Consider the following 22,616-nt stretch of genomic DNA (forward strand, 5'->3'; position numbering starts at 1 on the left):
ATGGATACACAGAACCCTAGCGCGCCCTCATACGCCCAGTCCCGGCATCACGCCGAACCTCCCTCGAACCGGCGGCGCCCGAGCCCGCAGCCCCGCTCGGGCCACGGCGGTCTCACGCACGACAACGCCCGTCACCTCACTCGCTACACAGTGATCGGCAACCACCTGGCCCAGCACACGAAGCTGTCCGGGCTCGCCATCGGGCTGGCCGTGTACATCCAGTCGCTGCCCGGCGGCGTCCGCGTCGACATCAAGACCCTCACCGCGCGCTTCCCCGAAGGGTCGACCCGTATCGCCGCCGCCCTGCGCGAGCTTGAGGCCCACGGTTACCTGCGCCGCGAACGGCACCGCATCCCCGGCGGCCGGATCGTCACCCGCACGATCTCCTGCAACCAGCCCGGCCACCACGGAGGCGGCCAGGGAGTCGCCGAATCCGACTCCTGCCCCGCCCCTGTCCCGTCGGGTGGCATCGAGAGCCCCGAGAGCCCCGAGAGCCGCGAGAGCCCCGAAAGGCGCGCGGAGTCCTCGGAGCCCGCAGCGCCGGACGGCTCGGAGCAGCCGAAGAAGCGCGCACCCGGCGCACCCCGTAAACCCCTCCCCGCCGTCCCTCGCCCGGCCTACCCCGCGCCCGCCCTCCTCCAGGCCGCCACCGACCTGCTCGCGGGCCTCCGCCGCCACGACCCGAGCCTTCTCCTCTCCGCCTGCGACACCGCGCATCTCGCCCCCGGTGTCGCCGCCTGGCTGGAGCGGGACGTCAGCCCGACCGCCGTACGGCACGCGCTGATCTCCGATCTGCCTCCCGAGGGCCTACGGCGGCCCGCCGCCCTGCTGGCCCACCGCCTCATCGCCCAGCTGCCGCCCCCGGCCCCGATCCGCCCGTCCGCACTGCAGCCGCCGGTGGCCCGCCGGTACCCGCTCCACAACTGCGACGGCTGCGACCGCGCCTTCCGCACCCCCGAACCGGGCCGCTGCCGGGACTGCAGAGAGACGGAACCCATGCCCGCCTGAACACAACGGGTGACGGACCGACCGCTGGGCACGTGCCGTCCGAGCGCGCCTGCCTCGTAGGGTGAGGGCATGACGGAACTGCCCGCCGGGCGTCTGCTCCTCGTGCACGCGCACCCGGACGACGAGGCGATCAACAACGGCGCCACCATGGCCGGGTACGCGGCCTCGGGCGCTCAGGTCACCCTCGTGACCTGCACACGGGGCGAACTGGGCGAGGTCATCCCGCCCGGACTCGCGCATCTGTCGGGAGAACACCTCGGCGAGCACCGCCTGGCGGAGCTCGCCGAGGCGATGCGTGAGCTGGGAGTTCGGGACGCCCGTCCGCTCGGCGGCCCCGGCCGCTACGAGGACTCCGGGATGATGGGCCTCCCGGACAACGACAACCCGCGCTGCTTCTGGCGCGCGGACGTGGACGAGGCCGCCGCGCATCTGGTCACCGTGATCCGCGAGGTACGCCCTCACGTGCTCGTCACCTACGACCCGGACGGCGGATACGGCCACCCCGACCACATCCAGGCCCACCGCGTCGCCATGCGCGCCGCCGATCTGGCGGCCGAGCCGGACTTCAGGACCGACCTCGGCGAAGCGTGGACGATCGCGAAGATCTACTGGAACCGCGTGCCGCGTTCCGTCGCCGAGGAGGGCTTCGCCCGCCTGAAGGACGTACTGGACGAACTGCCGTTCCCCGCCGCCGCGACACTCGACGACGTGCCGGGTGTGGTGGACGACCCGGTGGTCACCACGGAGATCGACGGCACCGCCCAGGCCGTCGCCAAGGCCGCCGCGATGCGGGCGCACGCCACCCAGATCGAGGTCGCCGAACCGTGGTTCGCCCTCTCCAACCGGCTCGCGCAGCCCCTCTTCCTCGTGGAGTACTACGAGTTGGTGCGCGGCGAGCGAGGAGAGCCCGGCAAGCGAGCAGAGCACGGCGGGTCGGCCCGGGAGACCGATCTGTTTGCGGGAATCGCGGGAATCACAGAAGCAACCACCGAGGGCGGTACCCGATGAACGCGGCGAACAGGTCGAACGCGAACCGTTCGTACGCGGACCGGTCCAACGCGGGCGCCGCGCTCGCCCAGCCCTTGCGCCCGCCCTCGGCCCTCCGGGTCGCCGTCCACCTGGGCCTCTTCGTCCTCGGCGCCGTCGTCGCGGTGGCCGGGGCGCTGGTCCAGTCGGGCTGGTTCCCGGGCGGGCTGCTGCTCGCGCTGGCCGGTGCGGCGGGCCTGTTCCTCGGGGGATCGCGTGCGACCGGCGGCCGGGCCGGGGCGGTCGCGCCCGCGGCCGGCTGGATGATCGCCGTCGTCCTGCTCACCGCCAGCCGCCCCGAGGGCGACTTCCTCTTCGCCGCGGGAGCGGGCTCCTATCTCTTCCTGCTCGGCGGGATGGCCGTGGCTGTGATGTGCGCCACCCTTGGCCAAGGGCGGCAACCGGGCGGTGCCGCCGCCCGACTTGGCAAGTGACGTACCACTTCGCCACAGCGCGCAGGTGCACGTCCGGTGTGGGTTTCCCCGACGGCCGCAAAATGAGGGGGACAAGTGGCCAGTATGGTGGAGCGCGCCGCCGAGCCGCCCGAATCGAGGTCGATGTCGAGTAACCGGGCGGTGGAGCCAACCAGGAGAACCTGCCTTGAGTCGTGAAACTGACAGTTCGTCCTCCGGGCCCAACGGGCGCGGGGGAACCGCATACCCGTCGGGGACTCCGCCGTACGGAACGCCGATGGCTTCCGACGGCGCCGCCGACGCGGGGCGCAGTGCCGGTGACCGGCCGGAACAGCCCAAGACCGAGACCACGCTGACGACGCGGATCCGCATCAACATCCCCGGATCCCGGCCGATTCCGCCGGTCGTCGTGCGCACGCCCGTGGCCAACGCGGAGTCCTCCGACGCCACAGGTGCGTCCAGGTCCGCCGCCCCGGAGGCCGGACCGCCCGCCCTTCCGACCCGCCCCGTCGACTCCGACACGGGGTCCCACCCCGTGCCCGGCGCCGGTGGTTCCGGTGGTGGCGCCGACGAGAAGCGGAGCGACTGGTTCGCCCCCCGCAAGGGTGGTGCGCCCAAGGGTGGTCCGGGCGGCGGCAACGCCAACGGCGCCGGAATGGCCGCCGGTTCGGGAGCCCAGGGCCCGGCGACGGGCGCCGGCGGGGGAGTTGGCCCCTCCGGAGCGCCCGCGGCGCGGCCCGGGGGCGCGGTCACACCCGGGGCACGGCCCGGCGGCGGTACCAACGGCGCGGGGCTGCCCGGCGCGGGCGGCACCGGACCCGTGGCCCCCGGCCACGGCGGCGGTACCGGCTCCTTCGACGTCTCCCGCGCGCTGGCGGCGGGTCCGCTGGGCACCGGGCCGGGCGGATCCCCGTACCCGACGGGCGCCCAGGCCGGCGACAACGGCGGCGCCGAACCGCGCCGCGACGGACTCCCGTACTTCTCGGACGGCGGCCAAGGCGGTCAGAACGGCCAAGGCGGCCAGAACGGCCAAGGCGGCCAGAACGGTCAGGGCGGGCCCTCGGGTCCGACCGGCGGCCCGGTCGGCGGCGACACGTCTCTCGCGGCACCCGGCGCCCAGGGCTTCCCCGGCGGTCAGGGCGGCCCAGGCGGTCACCGTGCGATCGGCGGCCCCGGCAGCTCAGGCGCCCCCGCAGGCCCCGGCGGCCACCGTGCTCCCGGCGGTCAAGGCACTCCCGGCGCGGCCGACGGCCCGGGTGGCCCCGGCAGCCACCGTGCACCCGGCGGTCAGGGCGCTCCCGGCGCCCCGGACGCCTCCGGCTTCCCCGGCGGAAAGGGGGCCCAGAGCGGCTCCGCCTTCACCGGTGCCCCCGCGGGCGCCAACCGTTCCGGTGGCGGGCTGAGCGACGACACCGCGATCCTCACCCCGCAGATCCCCGCACCCGAACCGGGCGCGCCGGGCTACGGCGGAGCCGGTGAGAACGTCTCCGGGCACACCCTCACCAGCGGCATCCCCGTCGTGCCCCCCGCCCCGAACTCACCGTTCGGACCGGGCGCGCACACCGACGGGCCGCTGCCGCACCAGCCCCCGAAGCTGCCGGAACCGGTCTCACCGGCCGCACCCGCCGCCGCGCGGCCCAAGAAGAAGAAAAAGGGCCGCAACAAGCTGGTGCTCCTGGTCACCGGCGTGGTGACCCTGGGCGGTCTCGCGTACGGCGCCGGACTGCTCATGAACCACTCCGACGTCCCCAAGGGCACCAGCGTGCTCGGTGTGGACATCGGCGGCGGAACGCGCGACGAGGCCGTCCAGAAGCTCGACGACGCCTTCAAGGCATCGGCCGCCAAACCGCTCCAGCTCTCGGTCGAGGGCGACACCGTCGCGCTCAAGCCGGACCAGGCCGGGCTCCAGCTCGACAGCCAGGCCACGGTGCGGGCCGCCGCGGGCAGCGACTACAACCCCGTCTCGGTGATCGGCTCGCTGATCGGCCAGGAGCGCGTCGTCGCCCCCGTGATGCCCGTCGACGAGGAGAAGCTGGCGGCAGCCCTCGAAGGGGCCGCGGGCGGCTCCGGCTCGGCGACCGAGGGAACGATCAAGTTCCAGTCCGGCAAGGCCGTCGCCGTCTACGGCAAGGCGGGCCAGGGCATCGACATCGACCGGTCGACCAAGGCCGTCGAGGACGCGTACCGCACCCAGGTGGAGACCGGGAAGTCGGCTCCCGTGAAGGTGCCGACCACGGCGAGGGAGCCCAAGGTCTCCAAGGCCGAGGTCGACCGCATGATGAAGGCGTTCGCGCAGCCCGCGATGTCCGGACTCGTGACCGTGAAGGCGGGCACCGCGGTGGTCCAGTTCAGCCCCGAGAACTCCCTGTGGAAGTTCCTCGGCGTCAAGGCCACCCCCGAGGGCAAGCTGGTCGACTACTACGACCTGCCCGCACTGAAGGAGCTGTACGGCGGCGCGTTCGACGGTGTGCTGATCGCCCGCGGCAACGGCAAGAAGACCGCCGTGACCCCGCAGGACGTGGTCGTCGCACTGCGCCAGGCACTCGTCGGCAAGACCGAGGCGGACCGCGTCGGCGTGATCGAGACCAACCCCACGTAGACCCCACGCAGCAGTGGTTCGCTTCGCGGAACGTCGAGAGGGCACCCGGTGACGGCCGGGTGCCCTCTTGTCCTGTCCGGGCCTCCGCCGCATCGTTGCCCGGGTGGGCCGCGCTGGGCGGGTGCCGAAGAGGCGGGTGCCGTATGGGCTGGGAATTCACGGACGACCGGGGAATCACGGTACGGCTCCCCGGACGGCCCGAGCGCGTCGCCGCGTACGTACGCGCGGGTGCGGGGCTGTGGGACCTGGGGGTGCGGCCCGTCGCGGTGTACGGGTCCGGACACGACGGCGACCAGCCCGACCCCGCCAAGTCCGGCTCCCTCGCGGACGTCCCGTACCTGGGCGCGGGCAGGACCCTCGACCACGCGACGCTGGGTTCCGTGCGGCCGGACCTGATCGTCGACGTCACCTACGACGGGAAGAAGCCGTACGCGGTCACGGAGCCGGCGGCCGAACGTGCGGGCGCGCCGGTGCTCGCCCTCGCGGTCGGCGCCGACACCTCACTGCCCGGCATCCTCGCCCGCTTCGCCGAACTCGCCGGCGCGCTCGGCGGTGAACCGGAGCGGCGTGACCACGAGTTGGCGGCAGCGGAGGACGCTGTCCGGTCGGCAGTACGGTCGGCCGTGCGGTCCGTCGCCGCCCCGCTGCCGCCGAAGGTGCTCGCGCTGTCGGCCGCCGGGCCCGGACAGGTGCATCTCGCCCGCCCCCGGGCCTGGCCCGAGCTACGGCATCTGGTGGAGTTGGGCGTGGAGTTGACCGAGCCGGGCGAGGGCGGCGCGAACTGGGCCACGACCACCTGGGACCGGGCGGTGGAACTCGCTCCCGACCTGGTCCTCGCGGACGTCCGCGGAAACGCCGCTCCGGCAGCCGAGTTGGAGTCCGTACCGGCCTGGCGCACCCTGACCTCGGCCGCGACCGTCACCCCCTGGAACCCCGAACTGCCGTGCAGCACGCGGGCGTACGCGGCCTTCGTCAGGTCGGTGGCGGGGGCGCTGGGGGAACTGGCCGCCGAACAGTCCTGAAGGAGCCCTGCAGGAGTCCTGGAAGGGGCGCCCGGGGGTCAGTTGAGCATGGCGCGGGCCGCGTGCGCCTGGCTCCGTACACGGGCCGCCGCCGGCTCGTCCACGGCGGCCACGATCTCCGCGTACGCGTCGAGTTCGGTGGCGCCCGTGAGGAAGTCGCCGCGCTGCACGAGGAGCTGGGCGCGCTCGTAGCGCAGACGGGCCGGGTGCGAAGGCAGCAGGAGCGAGAAGTCGACCGCCCACAGGGCCACGTCGGAACGTTCCGGACGGGCGGCGGCCCAGGCGCGGATGTTGTTCAGGATGCGCAGGACGACGTCGAGCGGGTCGGCGGGCGAGAGCATCGACGGGTCGAGGGGGGAGCCGGTGGCACCGGCCACCAGCAGTTCCGCGTCGGTGCCGGTCAGTACACGGCCCCCGACGAACGGATCGACGAGGACCTGCTGCTCGGGCGGCCCGAAACCGACGACGAAGTGACCGGGCAGGGCCACTCCGTAGACGGGCGCTCCAGCCCTTCTCGCGACCTCCATCCACACCACGGAGAGCAGGATGGGCAGTCCGCGGCGGCGCTTCAGCACCTTGTCCAGCAGGGAGGACTCCAGTCGCTGGTAGTCGCCGGGCGTACCGCGGAAGCCGAGGCCGCCGCCGCCGAGGTGCTCGGAGAGCGCCGTGGCCCAGGACCGGGGGCCGCCGGGCCGGAACGGCAGCTCTCCGGCCAGCCTGTCCAGTTCGATCTGGGCCGCGTCCATCCCGGCCTCGGTCAGTTCGCCGTCCGCCTGGGCGCCCACCAGCAGACACAGGGCCGACAGGTCGGGGCGGTCGGCCCGTGCCTCTTCGGCGAAGCGCCGCCGCCATTCGGCGCTTCGCGCCGGGTCGGGGGGATGTAGTGGACGCATAGCTGCTTCGTGCCCTTTCACGCCGATCGATAGCGGTCCGCGCCACGCGGTTCTCTGCGGGAGGGGATGGGATGGGGTGGGGTGGGGTGGGGTGGGGTGGGCGTGAGGTTGTCGCGTGCGGGTGCGTGGTGGCCGGCCGCGCCGTTCCCCGCGCCCCTTACGGGGCCGGTCACGTGGGGTTGTCGGGTGCGGGTGCGTCGTGGTTGCGCGCGCCGCTCCCTGCGCTCCTCACGGGCTCCGGGGCCCGGTAGTGGTGGTAGGCGTGGTGGGGGGTGAAGTTCAGGCGGGTGTAGAGGGTGCGGGCTCCTGTGTTGTCCGATTCCACCTGGAGCCACGCTGCCGAGGCGCCCTCCGTCAGGGCCCGGCGGGCGAGGGCCGTCATGACCGTGGTGGCGAGGCCCTGGCGGCGCAGCGCGGGGTCCACCTCCACCGCGGCGAACCCGGCCCAGCGGCCGTCGACCACACACCGGCCGATCGCCGCGGGCACCCCCTGCCCGCTGCCGGGCACGGTCGCGAACCACACCGAGGGACCGCTGCCCAGCACCTTCAGGGCCACCTCGCTCACCCCCTTGCGCTGGTAGCGCCCCAGCCACCCCTCGTCCGCCTCGCGCGACAACGTGACCGTCCGCTCGGGCCCGGGATCCGGGAGGTCCGCCACCGGCGCCAGCGCGCCGGTCCACAGCTCCGCGGACACCTCACGCACCCACCCCCGCGCCTCCAGCTCCGCGCACAGCGCTTCCTGCGTGCCCTCCGCGCCCGTGGCGGTCTGCGTGTAGGCGGGCAGCCCACGGGCCGCGTACCACTCCCGTACGAGCGACAGCGCCTCGTCCAGCGGCACGCCCGGGTCGCCGAGGGGCAGGACCGAGTTGGCGCGCCGCGTGAAGCCGGACGCGGCCCGCAGCTCCCACTCACCGAGCCGTTCGCGCTCCACCGGCTGCCAGGCCCGTGCGGAGACGCGCGCCAGTTCCTCGTACGAGGCCGCGGGGCCCCGTCTGCGGGCCGGCGCGGCCGGGACGACCTTGCCCGCGACCAGCGCCGCCTCCGGAATGCGGACGCTTTCCCCGGACCGGCGTGTGATCAGCAGCACACCGTCGTCCCATGATGTGAGAACACCGACCGTGTCGGTGAACTTCTCACCCTCGGGGGCCCCTTCGCGCAACCGTCGCACCGATACGCGTTTGCCCACGTCAGCGGGGGTGACACGGACCTCAAGCCGGAAGTGTGGTGAGAAATCCACAGCTCAGTCCAACCCTCCTGTTCGGATCATGCCCAAGAACGGAGATACTAGGTGCGGGCATCGACGACGCCGCGCTCCCGCGCGCCAGGTGGCGGAGCCTGAAGACGGCTCGCCAGCGCCCTATCGAGGAGGAACGACAGCGTGACCTACGTCATCGCGCAGCCTTGTGTCGACGTCAAGGACAAGGCGTGCATCGAGGAGTGCCCGGTCGACTGCATCTACGAGGGCCAGCGGTCCTTGTACATCCACCCGGACGAATGCGTCGACTGTGGTGCCTGTGAGCCGGTCTGCCCGGTCGAGGCGATCTTCTACGAGGACGACACTCCCGAGGAGTGGAAGGACTACTACAAGGCGAACGTCGAGTTCTTCGACGAGCTCGGCTCGCCCGGTGGTGCCAGCAAGCTGGGCCTCATCGAGCGCGACCACCCCTTCGTCGCGGGACTGCCGCCGCAGAACCAGTAAGCGGTCCGTGCGCCGGCGGCCCCGCCCGGCGGCGGCCGTGGGTGCCGTCCAGGTCCCGTACGGCTCGCCGCCGTGCGGGACCGCCGTGTTTGCCGTGTCTGCCGTCCAGAAAGTGAGCCAGAACCCGTGTCCGCAGTCTCCGACCGGCTTCCCGCCTTTCCCTGGGACAAGCTGGAGCCCTTCAAGGCGAAGGCCGCCGCCCACCCGGACGGCATCGTCGACCTCTCCGTCGGCACCCCGGTCGACCCGGTGCCCGAGCTGGTCCAGAAAGCTCTGGTCGCCGCCGCCGACTCGCCCGGCTATCCGACGGTGTGGGGCACACCGGAACTGCGGGACGCGCTGGTCGGCTGGTGCGGCCGGCGGCTGGGCGCCCGGGACCTCACCCACCGCAACGTCCTGCCGGTGGTCGGTTCCAAGGAACTGGTCGCCTGGCTGCCGACCCAGCTGGGCCTCGGCCCGGGGGACAGGGTGGCCTACCCGCGCCTGGCGTACCCGACGTACGAGGTCGGCGCCCGCCTCGCCCGCGCGGACCACATCGCGTACGACGACCCGACGGAACTGGACCCCACCGGCCTGAAGCTGCTGTGGCTCAACTCCCCGTCCAACCCCACCGGCCGGGTGCTCTCCCAGCAGGAACTGACCCGGATCGTCGCCTGGGCGCGCGAGCACGGCATCCTCGTCCTCGCCGACGAGTGCTACATCGAACTGGGCTGGGAGGCCGACCCGGTCTCGGTCCTGCACCCCGAGGTGTGCGGCGGCTCGTACGAGGGGATCGTCGCGGTCCACTCGCTGTCGAAGCGCTCGAACCTCGCCGGCTACCGGTCGGCGTTCCTCGCCGGTGACCCCGCGATCCTGGGCGACCTGCTCCAGATCCGCAAGCACGGCGGAATGATGACGTCCGCTCCCACGCAGGCCGCCACGGTGGCCGCCCTCTCGGACGACACGCACGTCCAGGAGCAGCGCGAGCGGTACGCGGCCCGCCGCGAGGCCCTCCGCGACGCCCTGGTCCGCCACGGCTTCCGCATCGAACACAGCGAGGCAAGCCTCTACCTCTGGGCGACCCGGGACGAATCCTGCTGGGACACGGTGGCCCACCTGGCCACCCTCGGCATCCTGGTGGCCCCGGGCGACTTCTACGGCCCGGCAGGCGCCGAGTTCGTACGAGTGGCCCTGACGGCAACGGACGAAAGAGTCCAGGCAGCCACATCACGTCTGACGACGTCCACCGGCTGACGGCGTCCAGCATCTCTCGGCGCCCGAAGGGCCGCCGCCCAGGGGCGCAAGGAACGGCGCGACCAGCCGAGACGCTCCCGCACCCAAAAACCCCACGTGACCGGCCCTCACAAGGGGCGCGGGGAACGGCGCGACCAGCCACGACGCACCCGCACCCGAAAACCCACCAGCCCGCCCCGCCCGCCGCAGGCGACACGCAGGCGGACGCGCGCGCAGACGCAAAGGCGAAGGGGCCCAGGGGAACCCCCCTGAACCCCTTCACCACAGCCAGGCCGGCAGCAAGCCGATCAGCCGAGCGGCAGCCCCTGCAGCGGCAGCCCCTCGGTAGGCAGCCCACCCTTGGACACCGCATCGGTCGGCAGCCCACCACCGGTCGCGGACCCCGCGGTGTCACCGAGCACGTCACCCGTGGTCCCGGCGACATCCCCGGCGGTCTTCTGCGCCGCGGGCGTCGCCGTCTTGACGGCCTTGCCGCCCGTCTTGCCCGCGGCCGGCACGGCCTTCTTCACGGCCTTGCTGCCCGTTTCGCCGGCCGCCCCGGTGGCGTTCTGCGTGGCACCGTCGACGGTGGTGCCCGCGTTGTCCAGCGCGCTCAGGCCGCCGAGGTCGGGGGCGGCCGGCAGTGCGGCCGCACTCGCGGAGCCGGCCGCACCGACCACGGGTGCCGCTCCCGCTGCGATGAGCAGCGCGACACGGGCGATCCGGCGGGTCAGGGGGAGGGACATGGTGCTCCTTTGACGGGGAGAGAACGATGAAATCCTGCGCCGCGCCCGGCAGTTGACCGACTCGCCGCCGACTGGCTGCCGACTGGGTGTCGACCGGCTGTCGACCGGTGTTGATCGTTCCGGACTCGGACGCAGTGACTACCGCTCGAAGCCCGCGAAGGTTGCGGTGGCCCGAAGTAAAGAGTTGGTAATGCGTCGCATTATCGGCTGCGGAGAAACCCGGGCAAAGAAGGCCTGTTCGGAAAGTGCGCAGAATCCCCACAGCCCTTTGCTGGCATGGGTTTTGACGTCCGCGGGACCGGTGCGGGACACGCGCGGGAATGGGCCGCAGAAAACCGCGTCCATCTGTCGACATGGCACGCCGTGAGCGCCACCAACGGGTGAGGGTCCGTACTACTGACCGGTGACGATTCGCACCTCGCCCGCGGCGTTCCGGCCTCCCCGGGCGTCGTCGCGCCACTCGCTCCGGGTGCTGCCGGCCGTCCATACCCGGCCCGCGTACGAGACCCGTTCGACGTGCAGCGCGGACGAGTTGGCGACGGCCCAGTGCGCGAGGGCCCATCCGCGCTGCCGCTGCCCGCCCCCGGTGGCCGCCGTCCTCGGCACGGGCACGGTCACCGTGCGCTTGCCGCCGGAACCGCTCACCGAGGTGGACGGCACGGACGGGTCCGACGGCGTGGGCGAAGAGCCGGCCGACGGGCCGGTCGAGGGATCGGCCGACGGATTCGCCGACGGATCGGCCGAGGAGCTCGCGGCCACCGTGGCGCCCGCCTCCTGGAAGACTCCGCGCCCGAAGTCCCGTACCAGCGCGGTGCGGACCGACTCCGGGCCGCCGGGGCGCGTGTCCGGGCGGCCCTCGCAGGTCAGCGTGGCGGCGGCGCGGCCGGTGAGGGCCGCCGCGAGGAGTGTCGCGTCCGGCTCGTGCTTCGCGTACGCCTCCGGGTAGCCGCTGCGCTGGACGCGCTGCGCGGCGACGGTGAGGGGCAGCCGCTTGTAGTCGGGCACCTTGTCCAGATGCTCGTAGAACTCGCCCGCCGCGTACGCCGGATCCAGGATCTCCTGCTCGGTGCCCCAGCCCTGCGAGGGCCGCTGCTGGAAGAGACCCAGTGAATCCCGGTCGCCATGGCCGAGGTTGCGCAGGGCGGACTCCTGGAGGGCGGTCGCGAGAGCGATCGTGACGGCCCGCTCGGGCATACCGCGGTTGGTGCCGACCGCCGAGATCGTCGCCGCGTTCACCGCCTGCTCCGCCGTGAACTCGTACGACGTGCCGTCGCCGTCGGCCGAGACGACCGTGCATTTGGGCACTCCGCTCCCGCCGGTCAGGTACTGCACGGTGAGATACGCCGCGACGCCGAGCAGTACGACGAGGGCCGCTCCGAAACGGAGGAAGCGGCCACGGCGTACGGGAGCGACGGAAGTGGGGGACGGCTCAGGCACGCGTACAAGGTACTGGAGAGTACTGTCGGGGCCGTGTGAGGTTCCGGAGATCCACAGGCGCGCGGACAAGACTCCGGGGAGGCTGCGGGGACCGGGCGCGTTAGGGTCGACGGCATGGCCGACACCCCACTTGACCTCACGCTGGACGCCGCCCGGCTCACCGCTCGGCTCGTCGACTTCCCGTCGGAGAGCGGCACGGAGAAGCCCCTCGCGGACGCCGTCGAGACCGCCCTGCGCGCCCTGCCGCACCTCACGGTCGACCGGTACGGCAACAACGTCGTCGCGCGGACGAACCTGGGCCGGGCCGAGCGCGTGATCCTGGCCGGGCACATCGACACGGTCCCCATCGCGGACAACGTGCCCTCGCGCCTGGACGAGGACGGCGTGCTGTGGGGCTGCGGCACCTGCGACATGAAGTCGGGCGTCGCGGTGCAGCTGCGGATCGCGGCCACGGTGCCGGCCCCCAACCGCGACCTCACCTTCATCTTCTACGACAACGAAGAGGTCGCCGCCGACCTGAACGGCCTCAAGCACGTGGCGGAGGCCCACCCGGAGTGGCTGGAGGGCGACTTCGCGGTCCTCCTGGAGCCCTCCGACGGGCAGGTCGAGGGCGGCTGCCAGGGGACCCTGCGGGTGCTCCTGAAGACCACGGGGGAGCGGGCGCACTCCGCGCGCAGCTGGATGGGCTCCAACGCCATCCACGCGGCCTCCCCGATCCTGGCCCGCCTCGCCTCCTACGAGCCGCGCCACCCGGTCATCGACGGCCTCGAATACCGCGAGGGCCTGAACGCCGTCGGGATCTCGGGCGGGGTGGCGGGCAACGTGATCCCCGACGCGTGCGTGGTGAGCGTCAACTTCCGTTACGCGCCCGACCGCAGCGAGGAGGAGGCCCTCGCGCACGTCCGCGAGGTCTTCGCCGACTGCGGAGTGGCCGAGTTCGTCGTCGACGACCACAGCGGGGCGGCGCTGCCCGGCCTCTCGCATCCGGCCGCGGCGGCCTTCATCGAGGCCGTCGGAGGCACCCCGCAGCCCAAGTACGGCTGGACGGACGTCTCCCGCTTCAGCGCGCTCGGCGTCCCCGCGGTCAACTACGGCCCCGGCAACCCGCACTTGGCGCACAAGCGTGACGAACGGGTCGAAACCGCCAAAATCCTGGCGGGCGAGGAGCGGCTGAGGGCCTGGCTGACGGCCTGACCGGCGGCCCGGCCCGCGGTCCGATCTGCCGCCCGATCCGAGGCGGACATGCCGGCGTCCCCCCTCCTTAACCCGTGGAGATCTACGCTGAGGTGGAACGATCGGCAAGCGGAGGGAGCGGATATGGCTACCGGCAACCCCGAGGGCAGCAAGCAGCCACCGGAGGAGCAGCAGCTGGGACCCGTGCTGCGCAGGCGGGGGCAGGTGCAGGCGAGCACGACGGACCAGCGGCTGCTGGACGCCGGCGGGCCGTCGGACTGGGTGCACACCGATCCCTGGCGCGTGCTGCGCATCCAGTCGGAGTTCATCGAGGGCTTCGGCACGCTGGCCGAACTCCCGGCCGCCATCAGCGTGTTCGGTTCGGCACGCACACCGGTCGGCTCGCCGGAGTACGAGGCGGGGGTCGCGCTCGGCCGGGGCCTGGTCGAGGCGGGCTTCGCGGTGATCACCGGCGGTGGTCCCGGGGCCATGGAGGCGGCCAACAAGGGTGCCTGCGAGGCGAAGGGCATCTCCGTCGGCCTCGGCATCGAGCTGCCCTTCGAGCAGGGGCTCAACGAGTACGTCGACATCGGTCTCAACTTCCGGTACTTCTTCGTCCGCAAGATGATGTTCGTGAAGTACGCGCAGGGGTTCGTGGTGCTGCCGGGCGGGCTCGGCACGCTCGACGAACTCTTCGAGGCGCTCACCCTCGTGCAGACCCAGAAGGTCACGCGCTTCCCGATCGTGCTCTTCGGTACGGAGTACTGGGGCGGGCTGGTCGACTGGCTCAAGAACACCCTGATCGCCCAGGGCAAGGCCTCGGAGAAGGACCTGCTCCTGTTCCACCTCACGGACGACGTGGACGAGGCGGTGGCGCTGGTGTCGAAGGAGGCGGGCAGGTAGGACGGGGGCCGCCCCCCCCCGAACCCCCGGTCCTCAAACGCCGGACGGGTTGGTTTTCCAGCCCGTCCGGCGTTTGAGGACAAAGGGGGCGAGGGGCGCAGCCCCATGCAGTGACGGGAAGGGTAGGGGCGGCGGGGGCGAGAATCCCCCTACGCCAACCCCCGCCGGGCGACCGCCGGCGGACGGTGGCCCGCGATCGACGCCACCATGTCCAACACCTGCCGCGTCTCCGCGACCTCGTGCACCCGATACACCTGAGCCCCCAGCCAGGCCGACACGGCAGTGGTCGCGAGCGTCCCCACCACCCGCTCCTTGACCGGCCGGTCCAACGTCTCGCCCACGAAGTCCTTGTTGGACAACGACACCAGCACGGGCCACCCGGTGGACACCATCTCCCCGAGCCGCCGCGTCGCCTCCAGACTGTGCCGCGTGTTCTTCCCGAAGTCGTGCCCGGGATCGATCAGCACGGACTCCCGGGGCACCCCGAGGGACACGGCCCGCTCGGCCAGCCCCACGGTCACGTCCAGGATGTCGGCCATGACGTCGTCGTACGCGATGCGATGCGGCCGCGTACGAGGCTGCGTACCGCCCGCGTGTGTGCACACGATCCCCACCCCGTACCGCCCGGCGACCTCGGCGAGCCGCGGATCGACCCCGCCCCAGGCGTCGTTCAGCAGGTCGGCGCCGGCCTCGCAGACGGCCTCGCCGACCTCGTGCCGCCAGGTGTCGACGCTGATGATCACGTCGGGGAAGCGGCGCCGCACCTCGGCGACGAACCCGACGGTCCGCCGCGCCTCCTCCTCGGCGGTCACCTCCTCGCCCGGCCCGGCCTTGACCCCGCCGATGTCGATGATGGCGGCTCCCTCGGACACCGCCTGCTCCACGCGTGCGAGCGCCGGCTCGTCGCGGAAGGTGGCTCCCTGGTCGTAGAAGGAGTCCGGGGTCCGGTTCACGATCGCCATGATCACCGGCTCGTGCGCGTCGAACTCGCGCCTGCCCAGCCTGAGCATCCCCTGTGACCTCTCCCAGTAGTTGTCGCCGTCGGGCCGCCTGCGACCCTAACGGTCAGAGTCGCATGGCACGATCGGTGCCTGACACTTTCCGTGCCGACGCGCCCCGCGTCGGCATCAGAGCGTGGGGACCTCAGAGATGTTCATGTTCCTGTTCCTGGTCGTCGCCCTCGTCGTCGTGGTCGGCGCGGTGACCCTCTCCGTCGTGGGAGGCGGTGACGGCGGCGCCCTCCCCGAGGCGCTGCCGGAGCGTCTGCGGGACCCGCTTCCCCCGGACCGCCCCGTGCACCGCGGCGACGTGGACGCACTGCGCTTCCCGCTGACCCTGCGCGGCTACCGCATGGCGGACGTGGACGACGCCCTCAACCGCCTCGGCGCCGAACTGGCCGAGCGGGACGCCCGTATCGCCGACCTGGAGGCCGCCCTGTCCGGCGCCCGCTCGGCCACGGCCCCGTCCGCGACCGCCTCCCCGGTCACCTCCCTGGAGAAGCCCGCGGAGGAGGACCACCGGTGAGCGACGCCCTGAAGGGCGCCGACGGGGCCCTGCGCTGTCCCTGGGCGCTGTCCACCGACGACTACGTGGCGTACCACGACGACGAGTGGGGGCGCCCGGTCCACGGCGACGACGCGCTGTACGAGCGGCTGTGCCTGGAAGCCTTCCAGTCGGGTCTCTCCTGGATCACGATCCTGCGTCGCCGCGAGGGCTTCCGGGCCGCCTTCGCGGCGTTCAGGATCGCCGAGGTGGCGACGTTCACGGACGCCGACAAGGAACGCCTCCTCGCCGACACGGGGATCATCCGCAACCGCGCCAAGATCGAGGCGACGGTCGCCAACGCGCGCGTGCTGGTCGACTGGGCGCCGGGCGAACTGGACGAGCTGATCTGGTCCTTCGCCCCCGACCCGGCCTCGCGCCCGGCCCCGAAGTCGCTGTCCGACGTCCCGGCGGTGACCGACGAGTCGACCGCCCTCTCCAAGACCCTCAAAAAGCGAGGCATCCGCTTCGTGGGCCCCACCACGGCCTACGCCCTGATGCAGGCGTGCGGCCTGGTGAACGACCACTTGGCGGACTGCACGGCGAGAAGCAGCCCCCGATAGAGGCGCCCCGCAGGGGCGCTCTTGAGGGGCGCGGGGAACGGCGCGCCCAGCCCACGACGGCCCGCACGGTACATCTGGCACAAGCCCCGCAGGGGGCGCGGGGAACTGCGCGCCCAGCCCCCACCGGACCGGCACCATCCGAATGGACCCGAACCAACCCACCCCCATGGCTACCGGCCCAGGTACTTCGGCTTCTCCTTGTTGACGAACGCCTGCACGGCGATCAGATGATCCTCCGATTCCCCCGCCCGCGACTGCAGCTCGTCCTCCTTCTCCAGGGTCTCGTCCAGCGAGTGCGTGACCCCGAACGCAAGGGACTCCTTGAGCGCGGCGTACGCGACGGTCGGCCCCTCGGCCAGCGCGCGGGCGACCTTCACGGCCTCGGCGGCCAGCTCCGCGGAGGGCACGATCCGATTCGCGATCCCCAGCTCGTACGCCTCCTGCGCGGTGATGCTGCGCGGGAAGAGCAGCAGGTCGGCGGCGCGGGAGGGGCCGACGACCCGGGGCAGCGTCCAGGAGATCCCGGAGTCGGCGGTGAGCGCGACCCCGGCGAACGAGGTGTTGAAGGCGGCCGTGTCGGCGACGATGCGGTAGTCCGCGGCGAGTGCGAAACCGAGACCCGCGCCGGCCGCGACGCCGTTGACGGCCGCGACCACCGGCTTCGCCGCGCCCGTCAGGGCCCGCACGATCGGGTTGTAGTGCTCCTGGACCGTGCTCATGAGGGCCTCGCCGGTGCCCGACTCGCGCCCCGCGAGCAGTGTGCCGACATGTTCCTTGAGGTCCTGGCCCACACAGAACGCCCGGTCACCGGCTGCGGTGAGGAGCACGGCCCGTACGGACTCGTCCGCCGCGGCCGCCCGCGCCGCCTCGCGGAAGGCGACCTTGGTCTCGGTGTTCATCGCGTTCATCGCCTCGGGGCGGTTCAGCGTGATCGTCGCGAGTCCGTCGCTCACCTCGTAGAGCACGGTGTCGGCCATGATGGTCCCCTCAGGAGTCGCGGATTCGGCGTACCCGTCGGTACGCACTGCTTCCGAGGACAGCATGGCGGAGATCATGGTGGGCGGCGGGGTTCGTACATGTGACCTGCGTCAAAGAATTCCGGTGTCCGAAAGTCCATGCAGTGGCGCAGTATCGCAGTCACACCGCCGAAATGGGTGGTTTTGATCGAGCGCGTTGCGCAAGCGATGCCGACTGATGTTGGTCATCGGGTCCTGAGATGCGGGATAATGGCTTGGAAGCAATGTGTTCGATGCCGGTGACGCGTGTCCGACGAGAGGACGCGTGCCCTTCAATGGGGCCGTCGGCGACGATGAGCTGGTTTCAGGAAGGGGAACGAGCATGGCGGCCATGAAGCCGCGGACGGGCGATGGCCCGCTCGAGGTGACAAAGGAGGGGCGGGGCATCGTCATGCGCGTTCCGCTCGAAGGCGGCGGACGGCTCGTCGTGGAGCTGACCCCCGACGAGGCTGACGCGCTCGGCGACGCCCTCAAGAAGGTCGTCGGCTGACGCGGAACGCGACCATACCCTTCCACTGCCCCGGCATCAACGCGATGCCGGGGCAGTGGTGTTTCCAGGGATTCCGGGGATTCCGGGAGGCTGCGGAGGCTTCAGCGGGTGCGGCTGCGTGTGTGGGTGCGGGTGCGGGTGCTGGTGCGGGCGGGGCCCGGGATCAGCGCTTGACCGCGCACAGCAGGCCGTCGCCCACCGGCAGCAGTGAGGGGACCAGCTCCTGGCTCTCGCGGATCGCGCGCAGCAGTTCGCGCAGCCGCAGCACCTCCGTGGGCTGCGGACCCGACTCCACCGTGCGCCCGTTCGCGAACACGCCCTCGAAGACGACGAGGCCGCCCACCCGCAGCAGGCGCAACGATTCAGCGAGGTAGTCGAGGCACTCCAGCCGGTCGCCGTCGCAGAACACGAGGTCGTAGCCCGCGTCCGCGAGCCGGGGCAGCACGTCCAGCGCGCGGCCCGGGATGAAGCGGGCCCGGTTGCTGGCGAAGCCCGACGCGCGGAAGGCCTGGCGGGCGAACTGCTGGTGCTCCGGCTCCGGATCCACCGTCGTCAGTACGCCGTCCGGCCGCATCCCGTGCAGCAGATGAATACCGGATACTCCGGTTCCGGTACCGATCTCCGCGACCGCCTTGGCGTCCACGGTGGCGGCGAGCAGTCGCAGCGCGGCGCCCGTGCCGGGCGACACCGAGCGCAGGCCTGCTTCCCGAGCCCGGTCCCGGGCCCAGTGCAGTGCCTCGTCCTCGGCGACAAAGGCGTCGGCGAACGCCCAGCTCGTCAGCCGGTTGCCGGTAATGGCCCTCTCCTGTCCCCGTGGTTGCCTGGGCGTGACTGTATCCGTTGCCGCCGGGAACCCGCAGATGGGACCAGGCGTTTAGAGAGGGTGGGGAACAAGGGTCGGAAACTGCACGGGGGTGGCGGATGGAGCGGGACGGCCGGCAAGTGCTCACGCAGCCATATGAGCGCGTATCAATTTCTCGTAAAACCGCTTATCCGGAGCTAACGGGCGAGGTGGCTATGGTAGGGGCTCCACTGGACACCACCAGAGCCGACAGGGGAGGTGCGGCTGAACCTGTGGATCGAGGAGGGGTGCTCCGGCGCCTGCTCAGATCGTCGGGGGAGCCGAAATCCGTGAACAACACTGCTGACCGATCCCGCATCGCTGACTCCGCTCAGACCGCGACCTTCACGTCCGACGCGGACTCGCAGGCGTGGACCCCGCCCACGTGGGAGGAGATCGTCAGCACGCACAGCGGCCGGGTCTACCGGCTCGCCTACCGCCTGACGGGCAACCAGCACGACGCCGAGGACCTGACGCAGGAAGTCTTCGTCCGGGTCTTCCGCTCCTTGTCGACCTACACGCCCGGCACCTTCGAGGGCTGGCTCCACCGCATCACCACCAACCTCTTCCTGGACATGGTCCGCCGCAAGCAGCGCATCCGTTTCGACGCCCTCGGCGACGACGCGGCCGAGCGCCTGCCCAGCCGCGAGCCCTCCCCGCAGCAGGTCTTCAACGACACGCACTTCGACGCGGACGTCCAGCAGGCCCTCGACACCCTGGCGCCCGAGTTCCGCGCCGCGGTCGTCCTGTGCGACATCGAGGGACTTTCGTACGAGGAGATCGCCGCGACCCTGGGCGTCAAGCTCGGTACGGTCCGCAGCCGGATCCACCGCGGTCGCTCCCAGCTCCGCAAGGCGCTCGCCCACCGTTCTCCCGAGGCCCGTGCCGAGCGCCGCGGTTTCGCGGTCACCGGTGCGCCCGCTCTGGGAGGAGGGGGCACGAGCGCGTGAGTGGATCACGGCTGAATCCTGCCGACGGACCCCTTGCCGAGCAGCACCTCGGCGACCGACTTTCCGCCCTGGTGGACGGTGAGCTCGGCCATGAGGCGCGCGAGCGCGTCCTGGCCCACCTCGCCACCTGCGCGAAGTGCAAGTCGGAGGCCGACGAGCAGCGACGACTGAAGAACGTGTTCGCGGAGGTCGCCCCGCCGCCCCCGTCCGAGAGCTTCCTGGCCAGACTGCAGGGGCTCCCCGGCGGAGGTGACCCGGACGGCGACAGCCCGCGACTGGGCCGGGGAGCGTTCGGAGCGTCCGGAGTCTTCGACATGACGCCGGACTCCTTCGGTTACCTGCCCTCCGGCCCCCATGCGACCGCGCTCCCCTCGGAACAGCGCGGATTCCGCATCCATGACATCAGCCGGCGCGAGGCCGAGCGCTCCGCCTCCCGGGGACTGCGCTTCGCCGCCGCCGCGGCCGGTGCCGTCTCGCTCGCCGCGATCGCGCTCGGCGGGGTCTCGACCGGTGTCCCGACCGACACCGCGGACGCGCGCGGCGGTTCGGGCAACGGAAGCAACGTGACTCCGATGCGCACGACGAGCACGACCGGTGCCACGAGCTCCGAGTCGCAGCGCCGCCGGTCCCTCGCACCGCTGCTCGCCCAGGGCCAGCGCTCCTTCGGCAACGAAGGGGGCGCGCAGACCGAGATGTCCGCGCCGCTGCTGCCCGGTGTGCCGGCGCCCGCGCCCGGACTGTCCTCGACCGGCGAGCAGAACGCGGGCTCGGGTTCGATGCACGCGCTGACCACCCCCGTGGCGGTGGGTGCCGCCGCGATGTCCCCGCTGATACGTCCGTTCGCGCCGGCCCCACGGGTCACGCTGACCACGTGGTCGTCGGGACCGGAGTTCGAGGCGTCCGTACTGTCGGCCGTGCCGTCGTTCGACCCGTCCGCCTCACCCGCGCCTTCCTCCTCGGGCTGAACCGGCCCTCTGCGCGGCGGCCCGCGAACCTGGTTGAATCCAGGGATGGGCCGCGCCCGCCGCAGTGATCCGGGCGCGGAGGTCGAGACGACGCGGTGAGCGCCGACATGCCGTGCCGCGGGTCAGGTGTGGGGAGAGCATGGACGAGGGGAAGCCCACGAAGCCGAAATGGTGGAGCCGGCCACGGACCCATGGGCCGGATTCCGCTCCGGCGGACCCGGTTTCCACGGGGGACGGCGCGAGCGGGGTGCACGGGGGAGACATGGACGGCGACTTCGAACTGGAGAAGCCCGCGGGTACGGGTACGGGGGCGACCACTCTCGGAGGCACCGGCACCGGTGCGGGCCCGAGCGCCGGGCAGGCCGCGGGCGGGGTGAGCGCCGGCGCAGGCGCGTCCGCCCCCGGTGAGCGGCCCAGGCCCCTGCACGATCCTGACCCCTACAGCACACCGCCGTACGGCGGGCCGGGCCCCTGGGCGCCCGCGCCGCCGGTGCAGCACCCCGGGACGACCCCCGCGCACGGCACGACGGTGGAGGCGGTGGCTCCGCCCCATGACGCGCCGCCCCAGGACGTCCTGGGCGAGGCCGCCCCGCACGCGCCCGCCCCGTACACGTCTGCCCCGAACCCGCCCGCCCCGCACCTGCCTGCGCCGCGGCCACCCGTCGCCGAGAGCCCCTTCCCGGAGACACCCGCCGCGGGAACGCCGGCCCCGCAGACGCAGGGCCTCCTCGGTCCGGTCGGTCCGCTCGGTCCGGAGCCGCCTGTCGGCCATCGGACGGCCGGGGCTCCCCACGGCGCCGAGGCCGTCGAGAACGGCGCCCCGGTCCCCGCTGCGCACACCCCCTGGCAGAACTACGACCCCTGGGCCGCCGCGCCCCTCCAGCACCACGGGGCCGCCGCCGAGGCGCCGGAAGTCCGACGCAGGCGTACCGGGCGGGCACTGGTCCTCGGCGCCGCCCTGCTCGCCCTGGTCTCCGGAGGCGTGGGCGGGGCCGTGGGCGCCTATCTGGAGCGGACCGGGGGGATCGACGACGTCGAGCTGCCGCAGGCCGGAGTGGAGGCAAAGGGGCGGGCGCCGGACAGCGTGGCCGGTATCGCGGCCAGCGCGCTGCCCAGCGTGGTGACGCTGCACGTGAGCGGTTCGGACGCCCAGGGCACCGGCACGGGGTTCGTCCTCGACCGGCGCGGCCACATCCTCACCAACAACCACGTCGTGGAACCGGCGGACGGCAGCGGCGAGATCACCGTGACGTTCAGCGGCGGCGAGACCGCCAAGGCCGAGGTCGTGGGCCACGACAGCGGCTACGACCTCGCCGTGGTCAAGGTCGCCCATGTCAGCGGCCTCAAGCCCCTCTCTCTGGGCAACTCCGACAACGTCCAGGTCGGCGACCCCGTGGTGGCCATCGGAGCGCCCTTCGACCTGGAGAACACCGTCACCGCGGGCATCATCAGCGCCAAGGAGCGCCCCATCACGGCAGGCGGCGAGGAGGGCGACGGCAGCGACATCTCGTACGTCGACGCGCTCCAGACGGACGCCCCGATAAACCCCGGCAACTCCGGCGGCCCCCTGGTCGACTCCAAGGCCCGTGTCATCGGCATCAACAGCGCCATCCGCTCCGCCGACAGCGGCTCCGACCTGGAGGGCGGCCAGTCAGGTTCGATCGGCCTGGGCTTCGCCATACCCATCAACCAGGGCAGGCGCGTCGCCGAGGAGCTGATCAACACGGGCAGGGCGACCCACCCGGTGATCGGCGTGACACTCGACATGGAGTACTCCGGTGACGGCGCCCGCGTCGGCGCCAAGGACAACGACGGCGGCTCGGCGGTCACCCGGGGCGGCCCCGGCGCCCGGGCCGGCATCAAGGCCGGTGACGTCATCACCGAGGTCGACGGGCAGCGGGTGCACTCCGGCGAGGAGCTCATCGTCAAGACGCGCTCCCACCGGCCCGGCGACCGGCTGGAGCTGACGCTGGAGCGGGACGGCAAGGAGCGGAAGGTCGCCCTGGTCCTCGGCTCGGCCGACGGGGACTGACAGGAAGTTCGCAGAAATCCGTCCACCCCCTTGTGTCGCAAGGCAAACAACCGGGAAAACCCGCCGTGTACACGCGGTCCGGGACC

At 72.4% G+C, this 22,616-nt stretch carries 22 protein-coding genes; 15 read left to right on the top strand and 7 right to left on the bottom strand.

The window, feature by feature from the left end:
- From ACZ60E_RS21550 to ACZ60E_RS21570, 5 genes are all read left to right on the top strand, one after another.
- Window positions 1-1,008 carry a helix-turn-helix domain-containing protein gene (locus ACZ60E_RS21550; protein ID WP_469442426.1) on the top strand — a complete coding sequence of 336 codons (1,008 nt, stop codon included), beginning with the start codon at window positions 1-3 and terminating at the stop codon, window positions 1,006-1,008.
- Between the two features lie 69 nt (window positions 1,009-1,077).
- Window positions 1,078-2,016, top strand: a complete 939-nt coding sequence (gene mshB, locus ACZ60E_RS21555; protein WP_469442428.1) for an N-acetyl-1-D-myo-inositol-2-amino-2-deoxy-alpha-D-glucopyranoside deacetylase — start codon at window positions 1,078-1,080, stop codon at window positions 2,014-2,016.
- A complete protein-coding gene (locus ACZ60E_RS21560) occupies window positions 2,013-2,468 on the top strand; it encodes a DUF6113 family protein (RefSeq protein WP_469442429.1) in 456 nt (151 codons plus the stop codon). The genes mshB and ACZ60E_RS21560 overlap by 4 nt, the downstream gene beginning before the upstream one ends.
- Window positions 2,469-2,634: 166 nt before the next feature.
- Complete coding sequence (locus ACZ60E_RS21565; protein WP_469442432.1) at window positions 2,635-5,046, top strand: hypothetical protein; 2,412 nt, start codon at window positions 2,635-2,637, stop codon at window positions 5,044-5,046.
- Window positions 5,047-5,189: 143 nt separating this feature from the next.
- Window positions 5,190-6,068, top strand: a complete 879-nt coding sequence (locus ACZ60E_RS21570; protein ID WP_469442433.1) for a substrate-binding domain-containing protein — start codon at window positions 5,190-5,192, stop codon at window positions 6,066-6,068.
- 38 nt (window positions 6,069-6,106) lie between these two features.
- On the opposite strand, the gene ACZ60E_RS21575 is transcribed toward ACZ60E_RS21570, so the two are convergent.
- Complete coding sequence (locus ACZ60E_RS21575; RefSeq protein WP_469442434.1) at window positions 6,107-6,961, bottom strand: transglutaminase family protein; 855 nt, start codon at window positions 6,959-6,961, stop codon at window positions 6,107-6,109.
- Between the two features lie 169 nt (window positions 6,962-7,130).
- The gene (locus ACZ60E_RS21580) at window positions 7,131-8,198 is read right to left on the bottom strand and encodes a GNAT family N-acetyltransferase (RefSeq protein WP_469442437.1); all 1,068 of its coding nucleotides are present in this window, start codon (window positions 8,196-8,198) and stop codon (window positions 7,131-7,133) included.
- A 141-nt stretch (window positions 8,199-8,339) separates the two neighbouring features.
- On the opposite strand from ACZ60E_RS21580, the gene fdxA reads away from it, so the two are divergent.
- Together fdxA and ACZ60E_RS21590 are read left to right on the top strand one after the other, a co-directional pair.
- Entirely contained in the window at window positions 8,340-8,660 is a 321-nt protein-coding gene (fdxA, locus tag ACZ60E_RS21585) for a ferredoxin (protein ID WP_190033468.1), read from the top strand.
- Between the two features lie 126 nt (window positions 8,661-8,786).
- Window positions 8,787-9,893 carry a bifunctional succinyldiaminopimelate transaminase/glutamate-prephenate aminotransferase gene (locus ACZ60E_RS21590; RefSeq protein WP_469442439.1) on the top strand — a complete coding sequence of 369 codons (1,107 nt, stop codon included), beginning with the start codon at window positions 8,787-8,789 and terminating at the stop codon, window positions 9,891-9,893.
- A 287-nt stretch (window positions 9,894-10,180) separates the two neighbouring features.
- On the opposite strand, the gene ACZ60E_RS21595 is transcribed toward ACZ60E_RS21590, so the two are convergent.
- Window positions 10,181-10,618, bottom strand: a complete 438-nt coding sequence (locus tag ACZ60E_RS21595) for an ATP-binding protein (protein WP_469442441.1) — start codon at window positions 10,616-10,618, stop codon at window positions 10,181-10,183.
- A 393-nt stretch (window positions 10,619-11,011) separates the two neighbouring features.
- On the bottom strand, window positions 11,012-12,055 hold the full coding sequence (locus ACZ60E_RS21600; RefSeq protein WP_469442443.1) for a VldE C-terminal domain-containing protein: 1,044 nt from the start codon (window positions 12,053-12,055) through the stop codon (window positions 11,012-11,014).
- Window positions 12,056-12,169: 114 nt separating this feature from the next.
- On the opposite strand from ACZ60E_RS21600, the gene dapE reads away from it, so the two are divergent.
- Together dapE and ACZ60E_RS21610 are read left to right on the top strand one after the other, a co-directional pair.
- Complete coding sequence (gene dapE, locus ACZ60E_RS21605) at window positions 12,170-13,249, top strand: succinyl-diaminopimelate desuccinylase (RefSeq protein WP_469442445.1); 1,080 nt, start codon at window positions 12,170-12,172, stop codon at window positions 13,247-13,249.
- A 123-nt stretch (window positions 13,250-13,372) separates the two neighbouring features.
- Window positions 13,373-14,131: an LOG family protein gene (locus ACZ60E_RS21610; protein ID WP_210880501.1), complete on the top strand. Its 759-nt coding sequence runs from the start codon at window positions 13,373-13,375 to the stop codon at window positions 14,129-14,131.
- Between the two features lie 149 nt (window positions 14,132-14,280).
- Here ACZ60E_RS21610 and folP read toward each other — a convergent pair whose 3' ends face one another.
- Window positions 14,281-15,141 carry a dihydropteroate synthase gene (folP, locus tag ACZ60E_RS21615; RefSeq protein ID WP_384804569.1) on the bottom strand — a complete coding sequence of 287 codons (861 nt, stop codon included), beginning with the start codon at window positions 15,139-15,141 and terminating at the stop codon, window positions 14,281-14,283.
- Between the two features lie 139 nt (window positions 15,142-15,280).
- On the opposite strand from folP, the gene ACZ60E_RS21620 reads away from it, so the two are divergent.
- On the top strand, window positions 15,281-15,655 hold the full coding sequence (locus ACZ60E_RS21620) for a DivIVA domain-containing protein (RefSeq protein WP_384804638.1): 375 nt from the start codon (window positions 15,281-15,283) through the stop codon (window positions 15,653-15,655).
- On the top strand, window positions 15,652-16,236 hold the full coding sequence (locus ACZ60E_RS21625) for a DNA-3-methyladenine glycosylase I (RefSeq protein WP_469442450.1): 585 nt from the start codon (window positions 15,652-15,654) through the stop codon (window positions 16,234-16,236). Before ACZ60E_RS21620 ends, ACZ60E_RS21625 begins: the two co-directional genes overlap by 4 nt.
- A gap of 170 nt (window positions 16,237-16,406) precedes the next feature.
- Here ACZ60E_RS21625 and chcB read toward each other — a convergent pair whose 3' ends face one another.
- Window positions 16,407-17,213, bottom strand: coding sequence for a 2-cyclohexenylcarbonyl CoA isomerase (chcB, locus tag ACZ60E_RS21630; RefSeq protein ID WP_469442453.1), 807 nt, complete (start codon window positions 17,211-17,213; stop codon window positions 16,407-16,409).
- Between the two features lie 361 nt (window positions 17,214-17,574).
- Between chcB and ACZ60E_RS21635 the strand changes: the two genes are divergently transcribed.
- Window positions 17,575-17,742, top strand: a complete 168-nt coding sequence (locus ACZ60E_RS21635) for a DUF3117 domain-containing protein (RefSeq protein ID WP_003966491.1) — start codon at window positions 17,575-17,577, stop codon at window positions 17,740-17,742.
- A 163-nt stretch (window positions 17,743-17,905) separates the two neighbouring features.
- Here ACZ60E_RS21635 and ACZ60E_RS21640 read toward each other — a convergent pair whose 3' ends face one another.
- Complete coding sequence (locus tag ACZ60E_RS21640; protein ID WP_281403130.1) at window positions 17,906-18,604, bottom strand: O-methyltransferase; 699 nt, start codon at window positions 18,602-18,604, stop codon at window positions 17,906-17,908.
- 227 nt (window positions 18,605-18,831) lie between these two features.
- Here ACZ60E_RS21640 and sigE point away from each other — a divergent pair, with 227 nt between their 5' ends.
- The 3 genes from sigE (at window position 18,832) to ACZ60E_RS21655 (ending at window position 22,530) form a co-directional block, all read left to right on the top strand.
- Window positions 18,832-19,533: an RNA polymerase sigma factor SigE gene (gene sigE, locus ACZ60E_RS21645; RefSeq protein ID WP_384804565.1), complete on the top strand. Its 702-nt coding sequence runs from the start codon at window positions 18,832-18,834 to the stop codon at window positions 19,531-19,533.
- On the top strand, window positions 19,530-20,498 hold the full coding sequence (locus tag ACZ60E_RS21650; protein ID WP_453792315.1) for an anti-sigma factor family protein: 969 nt from the start codon (window positions 19,530-19,532) through the stop codon (window positions 20,496-20,498). Before sigE ends, ACZ60E_RS21650 begins: the two co-directional genes overlap by 4 nt.
- 139 nt (window positions 20,499-20,637) lie before the next feature.
- On the top strand, window positions 20,638-22,530 hold the full coding sequence (locus ACZ60E_RS21655) for a S1C family serine protease (RefSeq protein WP_469442457.1): 1,893 nt from the start codon (window positions 20,638-20,640) through the stop codon (window positions 22,528-22,530).
- Window positions 22,531-22,616 lie beyond the last annotated feature (86 nt).

It is taken from the genome of Streptomyces sp. NPDC102514, from assembly GCF_055584525.1.